At 66.9% G+C, this 18,755-nt stretch carries 17 protein-coding genes and 1 tRNA gene; 13 read left to right on the top strand and 5 right to left on the bottom strand.

Translation table 11 applies throughout. From position 1 onward, the window contains the following. On the bottom strand, positions 1–1,582 hold a 1,582-nt coding region (locus tag LR394_RS25765), incomplete at its 3' end, for a DUF222 domain-containing protein (RefSeq protein ID WP_231446726.1). 256 nt (positions 1,583–1,838) lie between these two features. On the opposite strand from LR394_RS25765, the gene LR394_RS25760 reads away from it, so the two are divergent. The 5 genes from LR394_RS25760 (at position 1,839) to LR394_RS43205 (ending at position 8,370) form a co-directional block, all read left to right on the top strand. Next, positions 1,839–3,158, top strand: coding sequence for an ABC transporter substrate-binding protein (locus LR394_RS25760; protein ID WP_231446724.1), 1,320 nt, complete (start codon positions 1,839–1,841; stop codon positions 3,156–3,158). Next, positions 3,155–4,093: a carbohydrate ABC transporter permease gene (locus LR394_RS25755; RefSeq protein ID WP_231446723.1), complete on the top strand. Its 939-nt coding sequence runs from the start codon at positions 3,155–3,157 to the stop codon at positions 4,091–4,093. The genes LR394_RS25760 and LR394_RS25755 overlap by 4 nt, the downstream gene beginning before the upstream one ends. 152 nt (positions 4,094–4,245) lie before the next feature. Continuing rightward, a complete protein-coding gene (locus tag LR394_RS25750; RefSeq protein ID WP_407937130.1) occupies positions 4,246–5,010 on the top strand; it encodes a carbohydrate ABC transporter permease in 765 nt (254 codons plus the stop codon). Positions 5,011–5,029: 19 nt separating this feature from the next. Then, complete coding sequence (gene yicI, locus LR394_RS25745; RefSeq protein WP_231446721.1) at positions 5,030–7,294, top strand: alpha-xylosidase; 2,265 nt, start codon at positions 5,030–5,032, stop codon at positions 7,292–7,294. Positions 7,295–7,326: 32 nt separating this feature from the next. Then, positions 7,327–8,370, top strand: coding sequence for a LacI family DNA-binding transcriptional regulator (locus tag LR394_RS43205; protein ID WP_231446720.1), 1,044 nt, complete (start codon positions 7,327–7,329; stop codon positions 8,368–8,370). Here LR394_RS43205 and LR394_RS25735 read toward each other — a convergent pair. Continuing rightward, positions 8,360–8,992 carry an isochorismatase family protein gene (locus tag LR394_RS25735; RefSeq protein WP_231446719.1) on the bottom strand — a complete coding sequence of 211 codons (633 nt, stop codon included), beginning with the start codon at positions 8,990–8,992 and terminating at the stop codon, positions 8,360–8,362. The two genes, LR394_RS43205 and LR394_RS25735, sit on opposite strands and share 11 nt — an antisense overlap. A gap of 107 nt (positions 8,993–9,099) precedes the next feature. On the opposite strand from LR394_RS25735, the gene LR394_RS25730 reads away from it, so the two are divergent. The 4 genes from LR394_RS25730 to LR394_RS25715 all read left to right on the top strand — a co-directional run bounded on the left by LR394_RS25730 (position 9,100) and on the right by LR394_RS25715 (position 12,458). Further along, positions 9,100–10,053 carry a GlxA family transcriptional regulator gene (locus LR394_RS25730; protein ID WP_231446718.1) on the top strand — a complete coding sequence of 318 codons (954 nt, stop codon included), beginning with the start codon at positions 9,100–9,102 and terminating at the stop codon, positions 10,051–10,053. 121 nt (positions 10,054–10,174) lie between these two features. Next, positions 10,175–11,032 (top strand): transporter substrate-binding domain-containing protein, encoded by an 858-nt coding sequence (locus LR394_RS25725; protein WP_231446717.1) that lies wholly within the window; start codon positions 10,175–10,177, stop codon positions 11,030–11,032. 8 nt (positions 11,033–11,040) lie between these two features. Further along, positions 11,041–11,709, top strand: a complete 669-nt coding sequence (locus LR394_RS25720) for an amino acid ABC transporter permease (RefSeq protein ID WP_231446715.1) — start codon at positions 11,041–11,043, stop codon at positions 11,707–11,709. Further along, positions 11,706–12,458 carry an amino acid ABC transporter ATP-binding protein gene (locus LR394_RS25715; RefSeq protein WP_231446713.1) on the top strand — a complete coding sequence of 251 codons (753 nt, stop codon included), beginning with the start codon at positions 11,706–11,708 and terminating at the stop codon, positions 12,456–12,458. Before LR394_RS25720 ends, LR394_RS25715 begins: the two co-directional genes overlap by 4 nt. A 15-nt stretch (positions 12,459–12,473) precedes the next feature. Here LR394_RS25715 and LR394_RS25710 read toward each other — a convergent pair whose 3' ends face one another. Continuing rightward, on the bottom strand, positions 12,474–14,636 hold the full coding sequence (locus LR394_RS25710) for an MMPL family transporter (RefSeq protein WP_231446710.1): 2,163 nt from the start codon (positions 14,634–14,636) through the stop codon (positions 12,474–12,476). Between the two features lie 146 nt (positions 14,637–14,782). Between LR394_RS25710 and LR394_RS25705 the strand changes: the two genes are divergently transcribed. The 3 genes from LR394_RS25705 (at position 14,783) to LR394_RS25695 (ending at position 17,077) form a co-directional block, all read left to right on the top strand. Continuing rightward, a complete protein-coding gene (locus LR394_RS25705; protein ID WP_231446708.1) occupies positions 14,783–15,967 on the top strand; it encodes a sensor histidine kinase in 1,185 nt (394 codons plus the stop codon). Continuing rightward, positions 15,964–16,629 carry a response regulator gene (locus LR394_RS25700; RefSeq protein WP_231446706.1) on the top strand — a complete coding sequence of 222 codons (666 nt, stop codon included), beginning with the start codon at positions 15,964–15,966 and terminating at the stop codon, positions 16,627–16,629. The genes LR394_RS25705 and LR394_RS25700 overlap by 4 nt, the downstream gene beginning before the upstream one ends. A 262-nt stretch (positions 16,630–16,891) precedes the next feature. After that, positions 16,892–17,077, top strand: coding sequence for a hypothetical protein (locus LR394_RS25695; RefSeq protein WP_231446704.1), 186 nt, complete (start codon positions 16,892–16,894; stop codon positions 17,075–17,077). Between the two features lie 89 nt (positions 17,078–17,166). Here the strand turns inward: LR394_RS25695 and LR394_RS25690 are convergent. Further along, a tRNA-Val gene (locus tag LR394_RS25690) sits at positions 17,167–17,238 on the bottom strand. Positions 17,239–17,368: 130 nt separating this feature from the next. Next, positions 17,369–17,770 (bottom strand): TIGR02611 family protein, encoded by a 402-nt coding sequence (locus LR394_RS25685; protein WP_331283105.1) that lies wholly within the window; start codon positions 17,768–17,770, stop codon positions 17,369–17,371. Positions 17,771–18,103: 333 nt separating this feature from the next. Here LR394_RS25685 and LR394_RS25680 point away from each other — a divergent pair, with 333 nt between their 5' ends. After that, positions 18,104–18,514 (top strand): SsgA family sporulation/cell division regulator, encoded by a 411-nt coding sequence (locus LR394_RS25680; RefSeq protein ID WP_231446700.1) that lies wholly within the window; start codon positions 18,104–18,106, stop codon positions 18,512–18,514. Positions 18,515–18,755 lie beyond the last annotated feature (241 nt).

Below are 18,755 nucleotides of genomic sequence, written 5' to 3'. Positions count from 1 at the left end.
AATCGCACTGGCTGGCCGGCCGGGAGCAGTTCGGATAGGTGCAGGTCTGATAGCGGGCGATGACCTCGCGGGCCAGTTCCGTGCCCGGCCGGTAACGATTGGCCTGGGGCGCATCGTGCTCGTGCTCCTGGTCACCGGGAAACGAAAGGCCGTTCGGGCCGGTCTCACCGATGGGAACGATGATCACGTCATCTGCGGCGGAGGCAATCAGCCGGGCCTGATCGGCGGAGATCGGACCGTAGCCCTGCAGGTGAGCGATGGTGTCGTCCTGGCCCTTCAGCGTGGCGTCGGTCAGGGTGACAACGGCGAGCACCGATCGGCCTCGCCGCTGCCGGACCCGGGAAAGTTCCCAGAAGGCAGGGATGTACCCGGAAGGGAGATCTTCCAGTCCGAATGAAGAGTACGAACGGTGATTCTCGAGCTCTTGGGCTCGCATCGAGGCTTCCAGACGATCGATGCGGGCTCGGCGAGCACAAGAGGAGCAACCCGGCTCAGTGATGCTGTCGGCATCGGCATCCGCAGCCGGTTGGCCGGAATCCGTTCCGGAGTAGCCCCGTTCGGCCGGGCCAGTGCTGTCGGTCCGGTCAGCATCGTCCGCGCCAGCCGGTGGAAAATCGGAGCCTGCGCGATCGGAGCTTTCAGCAGCGTCGGCATCGGCAGACGTGTATTGGCGCGGATCCGGCACCAAGGGGATGTCGATCCCCTCGGCCAGGGCCTGAAAGATCGCAGCGAAGGCATCGGCCCGGCGCTGCTCGTGCGTTCTCCGATCGGGCTCGCCTGCTGCCGAGGCGGTGTCTCGCGCCGCATCGGCCATGGCGTCCAGAACGCCGTCGATCAGTTGCACGACATCGGCCGGAAGAACAGCCTCCAGGGCCGCCATACCGTCGGGTCGTACCTCGGTCCGCACCTGCCGGCCGGCTCGCGCACTGCGGTGCCGGGCGTTGGCATCGGCCGGCCGCAGCCCCATCAGCAGTCGGTCGATCAGCTTCTTCAGCGCCGCGAACGAGGTGGACGGCGCCTGCCTGACCAGCGCGGCCTGCATCATCAACCACTGCCAGCAGCCGGGCCGGAACCACTCCAGGCCTTCGCCCGGATGATGCATCCTCCGGCTGATCAGTTGCGCCCGCGCCAGATCGAGCCGGCCGGCCCGGAACAGCGCCATGATGTCGGGCAGATGCGCCACCAGATCACGGGCGGCTGCCACCGTGATCTCGGCCCACCTCGGGGAGAGGGTCAGTTCTGGTGCCAGGGCCGCGGAAACCAGCCGGGAAGAACCGATCTGCGAAGCGGATTCCACCTCCGGATCACCAGCGGGGCCGTCATCGTCGGCGCCGGAACCACTATCTGCGCCTGAGTCGACATCACGGGCGGAGTCAGCACCAGCAGCTGAGCCAGAACCAGCCGCGGAACCACGACGAGCCGACGCCGTCTCCGCCACCATCGCGGCGATCGCCTCGAGCTGCATCGCGCTCGCCTGCCGGATCAGCAGCTCGCACTCAAGAACGCGGTCCAACTGCTCGGACGACGACTCGCTCTCCGGGAAGGCACCGGCACCGAAGGTTCCGTCACTGAGCCTACTCACGCCAACACCCCCTCATGGCAGCTACTTTCGCAGTCCCCCGACTGCATGAACCGAGACTAATCGCCACCACCGACAATCTTGGAAGCCGCTACCCAACTCGATGGGCCGACCGACCGCTCACCGCACAACCGAGTCCAAAATGTCGCTTTGAGCACAGCATTACCGCTAACGTCCATTACCGGTAAACCTGCAGTATCCGCAGGTCAGGCAGAGGAGCCAGGCCGTCAGGCCGCTCCCGGACGAGGAGGTCGCGCCGGTGGGACAACGACGGATCGCCGCCGCAGGAGCGCTCGCCGCCGCCCTGCTGATCAGTGCATGCAGCGGTGGCAGCGACGATGCCGGCAGCAGCGAGGACATCAACACGGCGCCCGCGGGCGAGGGCCAGACCCTGACCATCTGGCACTACGAGAGCGACGCCAGCGCGATGGGTGTCGCCTGGGACCGGGCCATGGAGAAATTCACCGAGGAGACTGGGGCGAAGGTCGACTTCCAGCTCAAGAGTTTCGAGCAGATCAATACTTCGGCCAGCCAGGTGCTCAATTCCGACGCTGCGCCTGACGTCATGGAATACAACAAGGGCAACGCCACCTCGGGCCTGCTCTCCAGCCAGGGTCTGCTCACCGATCTGGGCCCGGCGCTCGAGGCCTACGGCTGGGAAGAAAAGCTTGCGCCGACCATTCAGACCACCGCGAAATACAGCGATCTGGGTGTCATGGGATCGGGCAAGTACTTCGGCGTCCCGAACTACGGCGAGTACGTTCAGGTGTATTACAACAAGGACGCCTTCGAGGAGAACGGTCTCGAGGTACCGACCACGCTGGACGAGTTCACCGCCGTGCTTGAGGCGTTCAAGGCCAAGGGAATTACCCCGCTGGCCGAGTCGGCCCAGGAATACCCGCTCGGCCAGTTGCTGTACCAGCTGGCTCTGATGGATGCCAACCGGCAGTGGGTCACTGACTATCAGACCTACTCCGCTCCGGCCGACTTTCACGACGCGAACTGGACGGCCGCGGCGAACACCCTGAAAGAATGGGTGGACAAGGGATACGTCTCCAAGAACGCGACCGGTCTCAAGGCGCAGGACGCCGGGGACTCGTTCATTGCCGGCAGCAACCCGATCTTCTTCTCGGGCAGCTGGTGGCACGGGACCTTCAACAGCGAGATCAAGTTCGATTGGGGGACGTTCCTGTTCCCTGGGGCGCAGATGTCGCCCGGCTCCTCGGGGAACCTCTGGGTGGTCCCGGAGAATTCCGACGCCAAGGATCTTGCCTACAAGTTCATCGACATCACGATGTCACCGGAGATCCAGGGTCTGCTCGGCGAGAACGGTGGAATTCCGCTGGCCGCCAGTGATTCCGAGGTTTCCGACGCCAAGTCGAAGGAACTCATCGCGAACTTCAACACCCTGACCGAGCGCGACGGCCTGGCCTTCTACCCGGACTGGCCGGCGCCGACCTTCTACGCCGACCTGAACTCCTCGCTGCAGGAACTGGTGAACGGCACCAAGCCGGTGAACGAGGTGCTCGACCAGATGCAGGCCGACTACGACAAGGGCATCAAGGAGATCGCGGGGTGACGAAAGGGCAGGCGCCGGAAAGGAGCCGGGCAGCAGTCAAAGGGCAGAGCCAGGCCGGATACTGGCTCTACCTGATCCCGGGTGCTGTTCTCCTCACCGCCATCATCGTGGTCCCGTTGTTCTGGAACGTGTACCTGAGTTTCACCCGGTACCGCGGAATTCGCCCGCCGGTCTGGATCGGCCTGGAGAACTGGCAGGAACTGTTCCGGGACAGCGCGTTCTGGGCCTCGTTCCAGCACAGCATCGTGATGGTCGTGGCCATGGTGATCCTGCCCACCGGGATCGGCCTGATCCTCGCCTCGCTCCTGTTCGACCTGGTCGGCCGCCGGTTCAACGGCAAGGTCGCGGGCCTGCTGCGGGCGGTGTACTACCTGCCGCAGATCCTCCCGATCGCGATCGCCGCGATCGTGGTCGGGTGGATCCTGCGCCCTGAGGACGGCGCCCTGAACGATCTGCTCTCGGCCGTCGGTCTGGAATCGCTGCAGCACAACTGGCTGGGAAGCCCAGACACTGCACTACTCTCGATCGGCGCGGTGCTGGTCTGGATCCAGATCGGTTATCCTGTGGTGGTCTTCATGTCCGCACTGCAGCGGATCGATCCCCAGCTGTACGAAGCCGCCGAACTCGACGGCGCCAACTGGTTTCAGCGGTTCCGGGCGATCACCCTGTCCGGCATCCGTCCCGAGATCTTCGTCGTGGTCCTCACCTGCACGGTGGCCGCGCTGAAGGTCTTCGGGCCGGTGTACACGCTGACCCGGGGCGGGCCGGGCGACTCCACGGTAGTGCCGAGTTACTACACCTACACCGAGTTCTTCACGGCCCAGCGGGTCGGCTACGGAGCCACGATCGCGACCGCGCTGACCGTGGTGGTGCTGCTGATCGCAGTGTTCTTCGTCAGGGCCCAGTTCCGGCTGGCCGAACAGGAGGAAGCATGAGCCTGGGCCAGCCGAAACAGCAGAGCCAGCCGAAACAGCTTCAAACAAAGGACGGTGTCAGCGTCGCCAGTGCTGTGGTCCGGCAGAACCGGCGCCGCCGGACCGGCACGGAATGGGCCGCCCTCGTGGTCACTGTGCTGGTGGCCGTCGTCATGGGCGCACCCCTGCTCCTGGTGCTGCTGAACGCGGTGAAGTCGCCTCAGGACTTCGCCGATCACGGCCCGCTGGGACTACCGACCGGCATCTATCTGGAGGGGATCAAGACCTTCTGGGAGGCCGTCGACTTCCCCCGCAAGGTCTGGAACAGCGTCCTGATCTCCAGTCTGGTAGCGGCTCTCGGCGTCCTGATCTCCGTCCTGAACGCCTACGCCCTCGGGATCGGCCGGATCAAAGGACGGATGTGGGTCCTGGTCGCCTTCCTGCTGGCGACGATCGTCCCCCAGGAGGCACTGCTCTACCCGCTCTACATCATGTTCAAGAACATCGGCCTGTACGACACCGTCTGGGCGGTCGTGATCGTGTTCGTGGTGATCCACGGCGCGTTCGGCACGTACCTGATGGCCAGCGTCTTCAGCGCCTTTCCCCGGGAACTGCTGGAGGCGGCGGCGCTGGACGGGGCCAATCGGCGCCAGATCCTGTGGCGCGTGGTGGTTCCGGTCTGCCGGCCGACCCTGGCCGTGCTGGCCGTGTTCTTCTTCATCTGGACCTGGAACGAGTTCCTGATCCCGCTGTCGTTCCTGGTCAGCGCGGACAACCAGACCGTCCAGGTAGGCATTGCCACCCTGCAGGGCGAGCGGATCATGAACGTGACCACGATCAGCGCCTCGGCCCTGCTCGGGATCGCGCCGACCTTGTTGTTCTTCCTCGTCTTCCAGCGAACCCTGACCCGTGGGCTCACGGCCGGCGCGATCAAGTGACGAAAGGTACCTCCTGCTGATGAAATTCACCGACGGCTACTGGCACACCCGTAAAGGCGTGGACGCGAGCTACGTCCGCGAGGTGTTCGACGTCGAGACCGGCAACGGCGAGCTGACCGTCATCGGCGCGACGAAACCGGTGAACCATCGCGGGGACACGCTGAACGCAGCGGTGCTCACGGTTCACCTGAGCGCCGTGGCCCCGGAGGTGATCCGGGTGCGGATCGATCACCATCGGGGCGGCAAGGAGCTCGAGCGCTTCGCCCTGAAGGCGCCGGACTACGTCGGTGAGGCCACGTACGACGGCGAGCGGGCGACCCTGCGGGCCGGCCGGCTCGAGGCCCGCGTAGACCGGGGCCAGCCCTGGAACCTCACCTTCCTGTTCGACGGGAAACCTCTGACCGGAAGTGGCCATCGCTCGCTCGGCCTGATGCAGGAGGACGGCCGGACCTATCTGCACGAACAGCTCGGACTCGGTGTCGGGGAGACAGTCTACGGTCTCGGCGAGCGGTTCGGCCCACTGGTCAAGAACGGCCAGACAGTGGACGTCTGGATGGCCGACGGGGGTACCTCCAGCGAGCAGGCGTACAAGAACATTCCCTTCTATCTGACCAACCGTGGCTACGGGGTTCTGGTCAACGAGCCCGGTCTGGTGTCGTTCGAGATCGGCTCCGAAGCGGTCGAGCGGGTGCAGTTCTCGGTCGAGAGCCAGTCGCTGGAGTACCTGTTCATCGCCGGCCCGGAGCCGAAGGACGTGCTGGACCGGTACACTGCGCTGAGCGGCCGGCCGGCCGAGGTCCCGGCCTGGAGCTACGGCACCTGGCTGTCCACCAGCTTCACCACCGACTACGGCGAGGAGACGGTCAGCCACTTCGTCGACGGCATGGCCGAGCGCGAAATCCCGCTCAGCGTCTTTCATTTCGACTGCTTCTGGATGCGCGAGTACAGCTGGTGCGACTTCACCTGGGACCCGCGGGTGTTCCCCGACCCGGTGGGCATGCTCAAGCGCCTGAAGGAGAAGGACGTCCGGGTCTCGGTCTGGATCAATCCCTACATCGGCCAGCGCTCAACCCTGTTCGACGAGGCCTCGGGCGCCGGATACCTGCTGAGGCGGGCCGACGGCAGCACCTTCCAGACCGATCAGTGGCAGGCCGGGATGGGCCTGGTCGACTTCACCAACCCCGATGCCGTGGCCTGGTACCAGGGTCACCTGCGCCGGCTCATGGCCGAGGGGGTGGACTGCTTCAAGACCGACTTCGGCGAGCGGGTGCCGACCGACGTCGTCCATCATTCCGGAGGCGACCCGGAGCGTCTGCACAACCTTTACACACAGAACTACAACCGCGCGGTCTTCGAGGTGATCGAAGAGGTCAGGGGACGCGGGGAGGCCGTGGTGTTCGCGCGTTCGGCTACCGCTGGAGGCCAGCAGTTCCCGGTGCACTGGGGCGGTGACAACACCGCCACCTACGTGTCGATGGCCGAGACGCTGCGGGGCGGGCTCAGTCTCGGGTCGTCCGGTTTCGGCTTCTGGAGCCATGACATCGGCGGGTTCGAGGGTAAGCCCGATGCCACGCTGTTCAAGCGGTGGACGGCGTTCGGCATGCTGTCCAGCCACAGCCGTTTCCACGGGAACAACTCCTACCGGGTGCCGTGGCTGGTGGACGACGATCCGGGCGAGTACGGCGCCGTGGCGGTGGCCCGCAAGTTCGGCCGGCTGAAGGCGCGCCTGGCTCCCTACCTGCTGGCTGCCGGGCGGCAGGCGCACCAGACGGGCACCCCGGTGATGCGCTCGATGATCCTGGAGTTCCCGCACGATCCGGCGGTGGCCTATCTGGACCGGCAGTACCTGCTGGGGCCCGACCTGCTGGTGGCGCCGGTGTTCAGCCCGGACGGCGAGGTGGAGTACTACCTGCCCGAGGGCGAATGGATCCGGCTGCTGACCGGTGAGAAGGTCGCCGGGGGGCGTTGGCTGACGGAGCGGCACGAGGTGGACTCGCTGCCGTTGCTGGTGCGGCCGGGTGGGGTGATCGCCCTGGGGGCCAGCGAGGAACGGCCCGACACCGATCATCTCGACGGGCTCACCCTGGTGGTCAATCCGACCGGGCCCGACGATTGGGAAAAGCGGGTGGATATCCTCACCGGTCATGGTCCGGGGGTGGGTTTCACGGTCAGGAAGCAGGACGGGCAGGTTGTGGCCGAGTCGGCGGTGCTCTCCAACTGGGGAATCGCGCTGCCCGGGGGCGAGGCGTCCGCTGCCGAGAACGGTAGAGCCGTCCTTGGCTAGGGAACAGCCTTGAGCCAGGTTGGGGAACAGCCGTGAGCACCGAGCCTCCTGCGCGTCGTCCGACCATCTACGACGTGGCGCGGGAGGCCGGGGTCTCGCATCAGACGGTGGCGATGGTGCTGCGGGGTCAGGGCAAGTTCCGCCCGGAGACGCTGCAGCGGGTGTCGGCTGCGATCGAGGCGCTGCGCTACCGGCCGAACACCACCGCGCGGGCTCTGGCCACCAGCCAGGCCAACCGGATCGGTGCCCTGGTGTTCGAGCTGCTGGAGGTCGGGCCGAGCAAGACCGTGCAGGGCGCCAGCCTGCGCGCGGCCGAGGCCGGGTACCTGCTGGAGATCGTGAGTCTGCCGCCGGACGACGAGCAGGCGATCCAGCGGGCGCTGGGGCTTCTGGATCGCGCGGACGTGGCCGGGATCCTGGCGTTCGCGCCGGTGGACCGGCTGCACCTGGGCGAAGGTTCCGTGGTCAGTGTGCCGCTGGTGATGGAGCTGGAGCCTGATCCGGGGCAGGAGTCCACGCTGAGCGAGCGTGGGATGGCGCTGGTGGCTGAGCATCTGGCCGGGCTGGGGCACCGCCGGGTGGCCTATCTGGGCGGGTCTGCGACCTGGCTGGCGGCCCGGCGGCGTTCCGAGGCCGTGCGTCAGGCCCTGGCGCAGCACGGCCTGGAGCTGGTGAAGGAGCTGGCCGGTGAGTGGTCGGCCGCCTCCGGGGCTCAGGCCGTGCGTGCGCTCAGGGCGGCTGAACTGGCCGAGTTCAGCGCGCTGGTCTGCGGTAACGACCAGATGGCGCTCGGCGCGCTGCTGGCCCTGGACGAGCACGGGGTCGACGTGCCGGGCCAGATGAGTGTCACGGGTTTCGACGGGATCCCGGAAAGTGGGTATCTGCGGCCGCCACTGACCACGGTGAGGGTCGACTACGCCACCCACGGACGGGCGCTGGTGGAGGCGTTGCTGGCCCGGATCGGCACGCCAGCAGCGCCTGAGGCGAACGGCAACGGCGCCGGGCCACCCACAGACACCGAACTCTTGGTACGGGGAAGCACCGCCGCACCACGAACTGGCCGGCTCAGGAACTGAACTTCTGCCGCCCGGTCACCGCGGACGTCACCAGGTCGCTCTTCGGCAACGGGCTCGCCAAGGCGACCGCGGACGTCCACTGTTCCACCGTGGCCACCGCCGCAAAGTTGGCGTTCAGCAAGGTCATCAGGCTGGTGTGCAGGTCCTCGGCGGAGATGTGCCCGGCGTCGTTGGACAGGTGGGTGGCGCCGCTGGCGTCCGACAGAACCTCGGCGCCGAAGCCCAGGCCCTCCGACTCGATCGACGAGGCCAGGTCGCAGTTGTGAGTCATGTAGCCGACCAGGGTCACCGTGTCGACCTCGTGCGAGTGCAGCCACTCGGCCAGATCGGTTCCGGCGTAGACACTTCCGTTGACCTTGGTGAAGCGCTTGCCGTCACCGGCCAGGGCCTCGATCCGGGGGTGCAACTGCCAGCCCGGTGATCCTTCTGCGAACACCGGGGTTCCGGCCGGGGTGGTGTGCTGCGCGTAGGCGATCGGCAGGCTGTGGGCCTGCGCGGTCTCGATCACCCGCACGATCTGGGCCAGGGAGTTCTCCCGGGGCGGGAACTGGATCTCCAGGGGTCCGTCGAAGTACTCCTGCTGGACGTCCACCACGACAAGGGCGCGTTTGAGTGTGCTCATGTTCCGAGTCTGCGTCGGCGATCCGGCTGGCACGAGTGGCCCGGATGCATAATTACGATGAGATCGGGCCAAGACTGCGACCGGTCGTCACCTCAGGGGAAACGAGCATGCGCATCGCCATTCACGCCTTCGACGGCGTCACCATGTTTCATCTGGCCGCGCCGCAACTGGTGTTCGGCGAGGTGACCAAGCTGGGCCTCGGCACCTGGACCACGCACCTGTGGTCGAGCGACGGCAAAGGCATCACCACTGCCGAGGGCTACGCCATTGCCGGGCTGGGCGGCCCGGAAACCACCGTCGGCGCGGATCTAGTCGTCGTTCCTTCGTGGCACGAAAGCCTCACCCGAGCCGATGACGGGCTCACCGACGTCCTCAATTCCGCCCACAGAACCGGCTCGGTCGTGGTCGGCCTGTGCCTCGGCGCATTCCCGATCGCCCAGGCCGGACTTCTCGAAGGCCGGTCCGCAGTAACCCACTGGAGCGCCACCGACGCCCTCGCCGCCCGCCATCCCGGCATCACCGTGGACAGTGGCGTGCTCTACATCGATCACGGCGACGTGCTCACCTCGGCCGGCACCGCCTCCGGCATCGACGCCTGCCTGCACATCGTGCGCAAGCATCTCGGCGTCAGAAGCGCCAACCGGGTGGCCCGCAGCCTCGTCGTGGCTCCGCACCGGGAGGGCGGTCAGGCGCAGTACATCGAACGGCCGGTGATCAACGCCGACACGGACGCATCCGTGGCCGAGGTCCTGGCCTGGGCCCTGACCTGCCTGGACCAGCCGCTGACCTTGGAGGACCTGGCCGCCCGGGCCACGATGAGCCGCCGCAACTTCGTCCGGCGTTTCCGCGAGGCCACCGGCACCACCCCGGCCCGCTGGGTCACCGATCGCCGTCTCGACGAGGCCCGTCTGCTGCTGGAGACCACCGACTGGGGAGTCGACCGGATCGCCCAGGCGTGTGGATTCGGCAGCCCGGTGACCCTGCGGCAGAATTTCGCCGCCCGCTTCGCAACGTCACCGGCCGGCTACCGCCGCTCGTTCCGCGCCCAAGCAGGTGTTTGACCACATCAAAGGTCCGGACATTTTTCGGCGCCCCGCGGGCGTTACTCTCTCGAACGTTTCACAGTCCCTCGACAGGATGTGCCATCCTGACCATCTCTGTCGATTAGGAAGGGTTTGTCCGATGACCAGCAAGAGGTTCCTGTCCGTCTCCGCGGCCGCACTCATGGCGCTGAGCCTGGCCGCCTGCGGCGGTGACAGCGACGCGGACGGCGCTTCCGGCTCGGGCGGCAGCAAGGAGCCGCTGAAGGTCGGCACCGAGGGCACCTACTCGCCGTTCACCTTCCACGAGACGGGCTCGAACGAGCTCACCGGCTACGACGTCGAGGTGGTCGAGGCGGTCGCCGAGAAGCTGGGCCGCGAGGTCGAGTTCTCCGAGACCAACTGGGACTCGATCTTCGCCGGGCTGGAGGCCAAGCGCTACGACGTGGTGGCCAACCAGGTCACGATCAACCCCGAGCGTGAGGCCAAGTACACCTTCTCCACGCCGTACACCTACTCGCAGGGCGTGATCGTCACCGCCGCGAGCGACACCTCGATCACCGACGAGGCCGGCCTGAAGGGCAAGACCGCGGCCCAGTCGGCGACCAGCAACTGGGGCGAGGCGGCCAAGGCGGCGGGCGCCAAGATCGAGGCCGTCGAGGGCCTGACCCAGTCGGTCGCCCTGCTCAAGCAGAAGCGCGTCGATGTCACCCTGAACGACAACCTGGCGGTGCTGGAGTACCTGAAGACCAGCGGCGACACCGACATCAAGATCTCCGGCACGGTCGGCGAGGTCAACCAGCAGGCGTTCGCCTTCCGCCAGGACAGCAGCGAGCTGGCCGGCGAGTTCGACACCGCGCTGAAGGAGCTGGCCGCCGACGGCACGCTGGCCAAGATCTCCGAGAAGTACTTCGGCACGGACGTCTCGGTCGAGTCCTCCGCCGAGAGCGGCTCCGGCGAGGCTTCCGAGGCCGCTACCCCGAGCCCGTCCGAGAGCTGAGCACGTAAGTGGACGAGTCGACCGTCGAGCTGATCAAGAGCTCGCTGGGCCCCCTGACCGAGGGGATGATCAAGGGCACGCTCCCGCTCACCGCGATCAGCTTCGTGCTGGGCCTGGCCCTGGCGCTGGTGGTGGCGCTGATGCGGCTCTCGCCGTTCTGGCCGGTCTCGGCGATCGCCCGGGCCTTCGTCTCGGTGATCCGGGGAACGCCGCTGCTGGTGCAGCTTTTCATCATCTTCTACGGCCTGCCCTCGCTCGGCGCGACGATCGACCCGTACCCCAGCGCGTGCATCGCCTTCACCCTGAACGTGGGTGGTTACGCCGCGGAGATCATCCGGGCGGCCATCCTGTCGGTGCCGCGCGGACAGTGGGAGGCGGCCTCCACGGTCGGGATGGACTACCCGACCACGATGCGGCGGATCGTCCTGCCGCAGGCCAGCCGGGTGGCCGTCCCCCCGCTGTCGAACACCCTGATCTCACTGGTCAAGGACACCTCGCTGGCCTCGACCATCCTGGTCTCCGAAACCATGCGCAAAGCCGCGGAACTGGCCGCCCCCACCTTCGAGTTCTTCACTCTGTACATGGTGGCGGCGGTGTACTACTGGGTGGTCTGCCTGGTGCTCTCGTTCGCCCAGACCCGGCTGGAAACCCGACTGGACAGGTACGTGGCGTCATGACCGATCTTCTCGAAGTCGCTGGACTGCACAAGTCGTTCGGCGCCAACCACGTGCTGCGCGGGATCGATCTGACGGTCCCGGCCGGATCGGTCACGGTGCTGGTCGGGCCGTCCGGCTCGGGCAAGACCACGGTGCTGCGTTCCCTCAACGCGCTGGAGATCGCTGACCAGGGCACAGTGCGAATCGGGGACGTCAGTGTGGACTTCGGCACGAAGCCGGACCGTCGCGCGCTGCGGACTCTGCGGGCACAGAGCGGCATGGTGTTCCAGAGCCACAACCTGTTCCCGCACCTGAGCGTACTGCGCAACGTCATGGAAGGCCCGCTCGTGGTGCAGAAGCGCCCGGCCGCCGAGGTGCGGGCCGAGGCGCTGACGCTGCTGGAACGGGTGGGTCTGGCCGACAAGGCCGAGCAGTACCCGTACCAGCTCTCGGGCGGTCAGCAGCAGCGGGTGGGAATCGCCCGGGCGCTGGCCATCAAGCCCCGGCTCATGTTGTTCGACGAGCCCACCTCGGCCCTGGACCCGGAACTGGTGGGCGAGGTGCTGGCGGTGATGAAGGATCTGGCCGCCGAGGGCTGGACCATGGTGGTGGTCACCCACGAGATGCGTTTCGCGCGGCGGGTGGCCGACCAGGTTCTGTTCATGGACGGCGGGGTGGTGGTCGAGCACGGCACTCCGGCTCAGGTGCTGGACCAGCCGGAGCAGGAGCGCACGCAGCGCTTCCTGCACCGGCTGAACGACCCGATCTAGTGCTCCAGCGGGCGGTCAGTGCTCAAGTGAAGGAACTCGCTCGGTCTGCTCCGGTTCCGGATCGTCCAGATCGAATCCCGGCGGCAACTGCACGTCGGGTCTGAGCGGTGATGGTTCGACCCGCAGGATCTTGGCCACCGGCGCCGGCAGCCACCAGTTGTACTTGCCCAGGATCGACACCACGGCGGGTACCAGCAACGCCCGGACCAGGGTGGCGTCCAGCAGGATGCCGGCGCCGAGCGCCGTGGCCAGCACCTTGATGTCGGTCTGCGGGGTCTGGGCCAGCGAGGCGAAGGCGAAGAACAGGATCAGCGCGGCCGAGGTGACCAGCCGCCCGGTCCGGCCCAGGCCGTGCTCGACCGCGTAGTTCGTCGAGCCGGTGCGGTCGTACTCCTCGCGCATCCGGGCCAGGATGAACACCTCGTAGTCCATCGACAGCCCGAACAGGAACGCGAAGATCATCACCGGCAGCCAGAACGTGATCGCGCCGGTGGCCTGGATGTCGAACAGCGCTTCGGAACCGTGCCCCTGCTGCCAGAAGAACACCGTGATGCCGAACACTGCGGCCACGCTGATCAGGTTGAAGAGCACCGCCTTGAGCGGCAGCAGGATCGAGCGGAACTCGCGCATCAGCAGGACGAAGACCACCGCGGCGATCAGCACCAGCACGAACGGGAAGATCTTGTAGACGGCGTTCTGCCAGTCCAGGGCCCCGGCGCCGAGACCGGTGATGCCGATGTACCCCGGCTCGTCCTTCACCGCTTCCCGCACGTCGGTCACGGTCTGGATGCTGGTGCTGTCGACGGTCTCCCGGACCGGTACCACCACGACCTCGGTGATCCCGTTCTCAGCCGGCGCGACCGCGGTGGCCGAGCGGACACCGTCCACCGATTCGGCCTTCTCCACGAAAGCCGCGGCGTCGGTGCCAGGTTCGAGCAGCATGATCATCGGAGTCAGCACGCCGTCGGCAATTCCGTTGTCCCGCAGGCTGTGCAACGTTTCGGCGGCCTCTCCCTTGGTGGCGAGCGAATCTGCGCCGGGCTGGCCGATCTGCACGCCGAAGGCCGGAATGACAGCCACCGCGAGCGCGGCCAGGCCGGTGACCGCGGCGATCCAGCGGAACCGGATAACGCCCCGGGTCCAGGCGGCCCAGCCCTTGGCGATGTGGTTCTCCTTGCGCAGGCGCGGCCAGTCCATCCGCGGGCCGATCAGGCTCAGCAGGGCGGGCAGCAGGGTGAGCACGACCAGTGTGCTGATCAGCGGGATCACCATGCCGCCGAGGCCCATGCTGCGGACCGCGGGCACGTTCACCACCACCAGCGCGCACAGGCTGATCGCCACGGTGACGCCCGAGGCGTACACCGCATGCCCGGCCGTGCGAATCGCGGTGGTCACGGCCTCGTCGTTGGCTACCCCTCGGTTGCGTTCCTCCCGCCAGCGGGTCACCACCAGCAGGGAGTAGTCGATCGCCACGCCCAGGCCGATCAGTGCGATCAGGAACTCGACGATGAACGAGACGTCGGTGACAGCGGTCATCGCGAGCACGGCCAGGAACGACGACAGGATTGAGACGGCCGCGATGACCAGGGGGACGAAGGCCAGGAAGGAGGCGAAGACGAAGAGCAGCACGACCAGCGCGCCCAACGCCCCGAGCAGTGTCTCGGTGAGAATGCTGCCCTCCTCCTCGGCCCCGGTGGCGGTGTTGCCCTCCGACAACTGGTTCATCCCGGTGACGCCGACCTCGAAGCCGTTGGCCTCGCCCGCCTCCACCAGAGCAGTTTCGACGTTTTCGGCCGAGCCGCCGAAACCGTTGCCCTCCGGGCCGTACACCAACATGTAGGTGCTGCGGCCGTCGTCGGTCAGGAACGCCTTGTCACCGGTGCTGGCGTAGTCGATGACCTGCACGCCCTCGGCGCGGATCTGGTCGGCGACCGCGGCCACCGACTTCTTGGTGATCTCGCCGGTGTAGACCGGCAGATACCCAAGCTCCGAGGAGATCCCGTACGACTCGGCCAGTTCGGCCTGGGTGTCCGAGCCTTCCTGCCCGGGCAGGGCGAAGTCGGCCGACAACTGATCGGCCACTCTGCCGGCGCTGAGCCCGCCACCGATCAGGGCGGCCACCCAGAAGGCGATCACCCACCAGCGGTGCTTGAGGACGAACTTTGCGATCTGATCCATGAGGCTCAACCCTGTTCGGGCCGGGCGCTGGTCCACCATCCGCTCAGGGATGTCAAAGCGGCCTGGTCCTGTGGGGGTAACGACGGCCGGGGTACTACTGCCCCAGGACGATGCGGTGCCGACTGGAGCACACCTACGATCGCTTCATGAACGACGAGCGCTGGTCAGCGGTGGTGACTGCGCTCCGCCGGCACCCGCTGATCGGTGATGCGGCGCTGGCCCTGGTGGTGGCGCTGGTCGGACTGGTGCTCCTGCTGGGTGATGCCGGGGTTCGCCAGGACGGGGTCGGGCTTCCTCCCGAGTCCTTCCTGGGTCCCTCCGACCTGGTCGGATTCACCTGGGCCCTGATCGCGATCACATCGCGGCGGCATTACACCGGGCCGGTGCTGGTGCTCAGTGTCGGCCTGGTGATCGTGATGTTCGCGATCACCGGAGAAGACTCCCCCGCACTCACGCTGGCCATGCTGCTGCTGATGTACACCTACGCCGACCGCACCGATCGGATGCAGGCGTGGGCTGCGGCAGGGGTGATTTCGGTGGTCCTGGTGGGTTCCGGGGCGCTGATCGGAATGGCCGACGCGGCGGTCTTCGGGATTGCGTGGGTACTGGTCGGGGCCGCGCTCGGCGATGCGACCCGGAATCGCCGGGCCTACGTGACCGAGGTGGAGGAGCGGGCGCGCCAGGCCGAGCAGTCCCGCGAGGAGGAGGCCCGGTTGCGGGTCGCCGAGGAGCGGATGCGGATCGCCCGGGAGTTGCACGACGTGGTCGCGCACCACATCGCGGCGGTGAAGGTGCAGGCCAGCGGGGCCAGGCACATCATGGCCCACCGGCCCGAGCAGGTCGGCCCGGCGCTGGAGCAGATCAGCCGGCTGTCCGACTCGGTGCTGCGGGAGATGTCGTCCATGGTGGGCCTGCTGCGGCACTCCGCTGCGGAGGGGAACGAACCGAGTACCGAGCCCACGCCGGGTCTGGATCGGTTGCCGGAGCTGCTGCGCAATTTCGGCCTGACCGGGCTGAAAGTGCAGCACCAGCAGACCGGTTCCGCCCGCGAGCTCACGGTGCTGACCGATCTGGCTGCCTACCGGATCATTCAGGAGGGTCTGACGAACGCACAGAAGTACGGCGATGGCACCGCACACCTTGAGATCGCCTACACGGCTGATGCCCTCACCATCGAGATCACGAATCCGATGAGAGCAGAGCAACGGACATCCGTGGGCACCGGGCACGGTCTGGTCGGGATGGGCGAGCGGGTGGCTTCCAACGGGGGGACGTTCGCGGCGGGTCCCACTCCCGAGGGCACCTTTGTGGTGCGGGCCAGGCTGGCATGAGCGTGCGGTTGTTACTGGCCGACGACCAGACCCTGATCCGCGCCGGTTTCCGGATGTTCGTGGATCCGGAGCCCGACATCGAGGTGGTGGCCGAGGCCGCGAACGGCCGGGAGGCGGTCGAGCTGGCCCGTTCGGAACTGATCGACGTCGTCCTGATGGACCTGCGGATGCCGGAGATGGACGGGCTCGAGGCCACCCGGCAGATCTCCCAGGCGAAAGACCTGAACGGGGTGAAGGTGCTGGTCCTGACCACGTTCGAGGACGACGACAACGTGCTGCGGGCGTTGCGGGCCGGGGCCAGCGGCTTCCTCGGCAAGCACGTCGAGCCGGCCGAACTGCTGCATGCGATCCGGGTGGTCGCAGCCGGTGAATCGCTGCTGTCCCCGGCCGCCACCAAGGGCTTGATCAGCCACTTCCTGAATCAGCCGGTGGCCGGAACGTTGCCGCCCGCCCCGGAGCTCAACGGCCTGACCGCCCGGGAACGTGAGGTGCTCGTGCTGGTGGCGCAGGGTCTGTCCAACGACGAGATCGCCGGCCGGCTGTACCTTTCGCCGCTGACGGTGAAGTCGCACCTGGCCCGGGTCATGTCCAAGATCGGCGCCCGCGACCGGGCCCAGCTGGTGGTGATCGCCTATCAGAGCGGGCTGGTCACGGTGTCGTGAGAAAGCTGTTCTACGGTAAGGGTTTTCGCGGCCGATCACGTTGTCACCCTGGACGAGTTGCTGTTCGCAGCGGTGGGCCGGGCGGGACATCGGGCGGCAACCGCTCCTCGACGCGATCGTGCCTTATCCACCGGCATCGCGATCCGCCGTCTAGCATCGCTCAGGAGAACACTTTTCGCTCCACGCGGAGCAGAAAGCAGGATCGAGAGCTACAAATAGGGCGTCTCGCCGCGGCGTCCGGTCACGATCATCCGGAGCGCGCATGCCAGAGCTCAACGACGAGCAGCCCGACGACTCGCAGCTTGAAGATGCCCGGTTCGACGAGGACAGCCCGGGCGCGTTCGACGATCTACCGCTGGGGTATGTGCTGGCGCGGCTGGCCTGGTGCGGGGCGGCGGTCCTACTCGTGGCGGTGATCGTGGCCCTGCTGACCAGGCTGAGCGGTTGAGAGGTTCCGACATGCCTGCCGACAGCATCCGGCCGGGGACCCTCTACGAGAAAGTCCCAGGCCAACGTTCTGACCTGGGACTTGATGGGTGGGCGATACTGGGTTCGAACCAGTGACCCCTGCCGTGTGAAGGCAGTGCTCTACCGCTGAGCTAATCGCCCGAATCTTGCCCGGTTCCTCCGCGAGCGGCTGACCGAACGAGAAGAACTGTACCGAACTTTCCCCCGAACCTCCCAATCGGCTCTCCGGCCGGCTTCCGAGTGCCGGTCCGGAGTGCGAGGGGGCACCTGATCACCCGTTGGACTTCAGCCCGGTCCACCCCGGGATCCACTCGGCCGGGAACCAGCCGGGGACTCCGATGATCAGGAAGGCGATCCAGAAGAAGCCGACGACGAGCGCGGCGGTGCCGGCGGCGACCAGGCCGCGGACGTAGATCGGCTGGGCCATGACCCACTTCGTCCAGGCCGAAACCTGTTTCCGGGCGAATTGCTCCAATCGGGCAGCCCAGGTGAATTCGGTGGCAAGGACCGCCAATCCGACGAAAACGATCACCCAGCCCGGTCCGGGCAAGGGCACCAGGACCAGTCCGACGACAACAATCAGGCCGCCGAGGAAGCCAACTCCTAGGCGATACATACGGTTAGTGGAGGGCCTGCGGCGCAGCGATGCCCGCCAGGCCTTGAAACGACCCACCCAGACCCGTGGATCGAGCTCTACCTCGTCCTCTTCTCGCTGGTCATGTCGGACTTCGGCAGCTTCGTCACTGGCCTTCAGCGATGCGTCACCCGGAGGTCTCACGACTCTTGCTCCCTTGACTGAGATCGAAGCTTTGACTGCGGAGGGTCACCAAAACCCCCTGTGGTATCAAGATCGGCGAACACTTATTGAGATCACCACCCGGTTGGCTGGTTTCAGTTGAGGCCCGGCAGGGAAAGATGCCGCTGTAAGCCACCTGTGTGCCCCCCGAAACGGTGACGCGCTACTTAGAGTTCCGCGTAACCCCCGGGGCGAAGATGAGGGAGATCGATGCAGCCGCAAGTAGACGTTGAGGCGTCCGTTCAGCTGCGTCTTGTGGTCGCAGACGCCGATGCCGTGCCCCTGCCGGTCAGCCTGCGGTACGGCGCGTCCGACCCGTACGCAGTGCGGGCCGTGTTCTCCGGTGACGGCATGGAGGTCGAGTGGGTCTTCGCCCGCGACCTGCTGCGCACCGGCCTCACCACGCCGATCGGCGACGGTGACGTTCACGTCTGGCCTTCCTGGGGCACCGGCCGTGAACTGGTGATGATCAGCCTGACCTCGCCCGACGGTCAGGCCGTGCTGGAGGCCGGGGCGGACGACGTCCGCACCTTCCTGGACCGGACCGCAGCCGTGGTGCCGGACGGCGAGGAGAGCCTCTACCTGGACCTCGACGCCGCCGTGGCCCGGCTGCTGACCTGATCCACACCTACGCTCCGCCCGAACCACCTGCACTACCCCGCACCTCCCAGTTCTGTCGGTCCCATCGGTTCCACCGGGGTCCCTGCCCCGAAGAACGCTGATCCGTCTTGGCCTGATCCGTTTTCCCGGCCGGCGGTCCGGCAGCCTCTCCCCGTTGAGGCCGTCGGACCGCTCCGGTGACGACGATTTCTGCTGTTCTCGATCGTAGGAACGGACCAGGCGCCTGGCTGCCTCCTGGAGG

Origin of the sequence: Kineosporia babensis (assembly GCF_021129305.1) — a bacterium.
In the GTDB taxonomy this organism is placed as follows: Bacteria; Actinomycetota; Actinomycetes; order Actinomycetales; family Kineosporiaceae; genus Kineosporia; species Kineosporia babensis.
This window is presented reverse-complemented; position numbering and strand designations above follow the sequence as displayed.

Bases quoted from the DNA above. Each gene is read 5' to 3' on its own strand.
- LR394_RS25710 (WP_231446710.1), bottom strand. From the start codon at position 14,636: ATGGATCAGATCGCAAAGTTCGTCCTCAAGCACCGCTGGTGGGTGATC.
- LR394_RS25680 (WP_231446700.1), top strand. From the start codon at position 18,104: ATGCAGCCGCAAGTAGACGTTGAGGCGTCCGTTCAGCTGCGTCTTGTG.
- LR394_RS25735 (WP_231446719.1), bottom strand. From the start codon at position 8,992: ATGAGCACACTCAAACGCGCCCTTGTCGTGGTGGACGTCCAGCAGGAG.
- LR394_RS25715 (WP_231446713.1), top strand. From the start codon at position 11,706: ATGACCGATCTTCTCGAAGTCGCTGGACTGCACAAGTCGTTCGGCGCC.
- LR394_RS25695 (WP_231446704.1), top strand. From the start codon at position 16,892: ATGCCAGAGCTCAACGACGAGCAGCCCGACGACTCGCAGCTTGAAGAT.
- LR394_RS25700 (WP_231446706.1), top strand. From the start codon at position 15,964: ATGAGCGTGCGGTTGTTACTGGCCGACGACCAGACCCTGATCCGCGCC.
- LR394_RS25730 (WP_231446718.1), top strand. From the start codon at position 9,100: ATGCGCATCGCCATTCACGCCTTCGACGGCGTCACCATGTTTCATCTG.
- LR394_RS25705 (WP_231446708.1), top strand. From the start codon at position 14,783: ATGAACGACGAGCGCTGGTCAGCGGTGGTGACTGCGCTCCGCCGGCAC.
- LR394_RS25725 (WP_231446717.1), top strand. From the start codon at position 10,175: ATGACCAGCAAGAGGTTCCTGTCCGTCTCCGCGGCCGCACTCATGGCG.
- yicI (WP_231446721.1), top strand. From the start codon at position 5,030: ATGAAATTCACCGACGGCTACTGGCACACCCGTAAAGGCGTGGACGCG.
- LR394_RS25750 (WP_407937130.1), top strand. From the start codon at position 4,246: ATGGGCGCACCCCTGCTCCTGGTGCTGCTGAACGCGGTGAAGTCGCCT.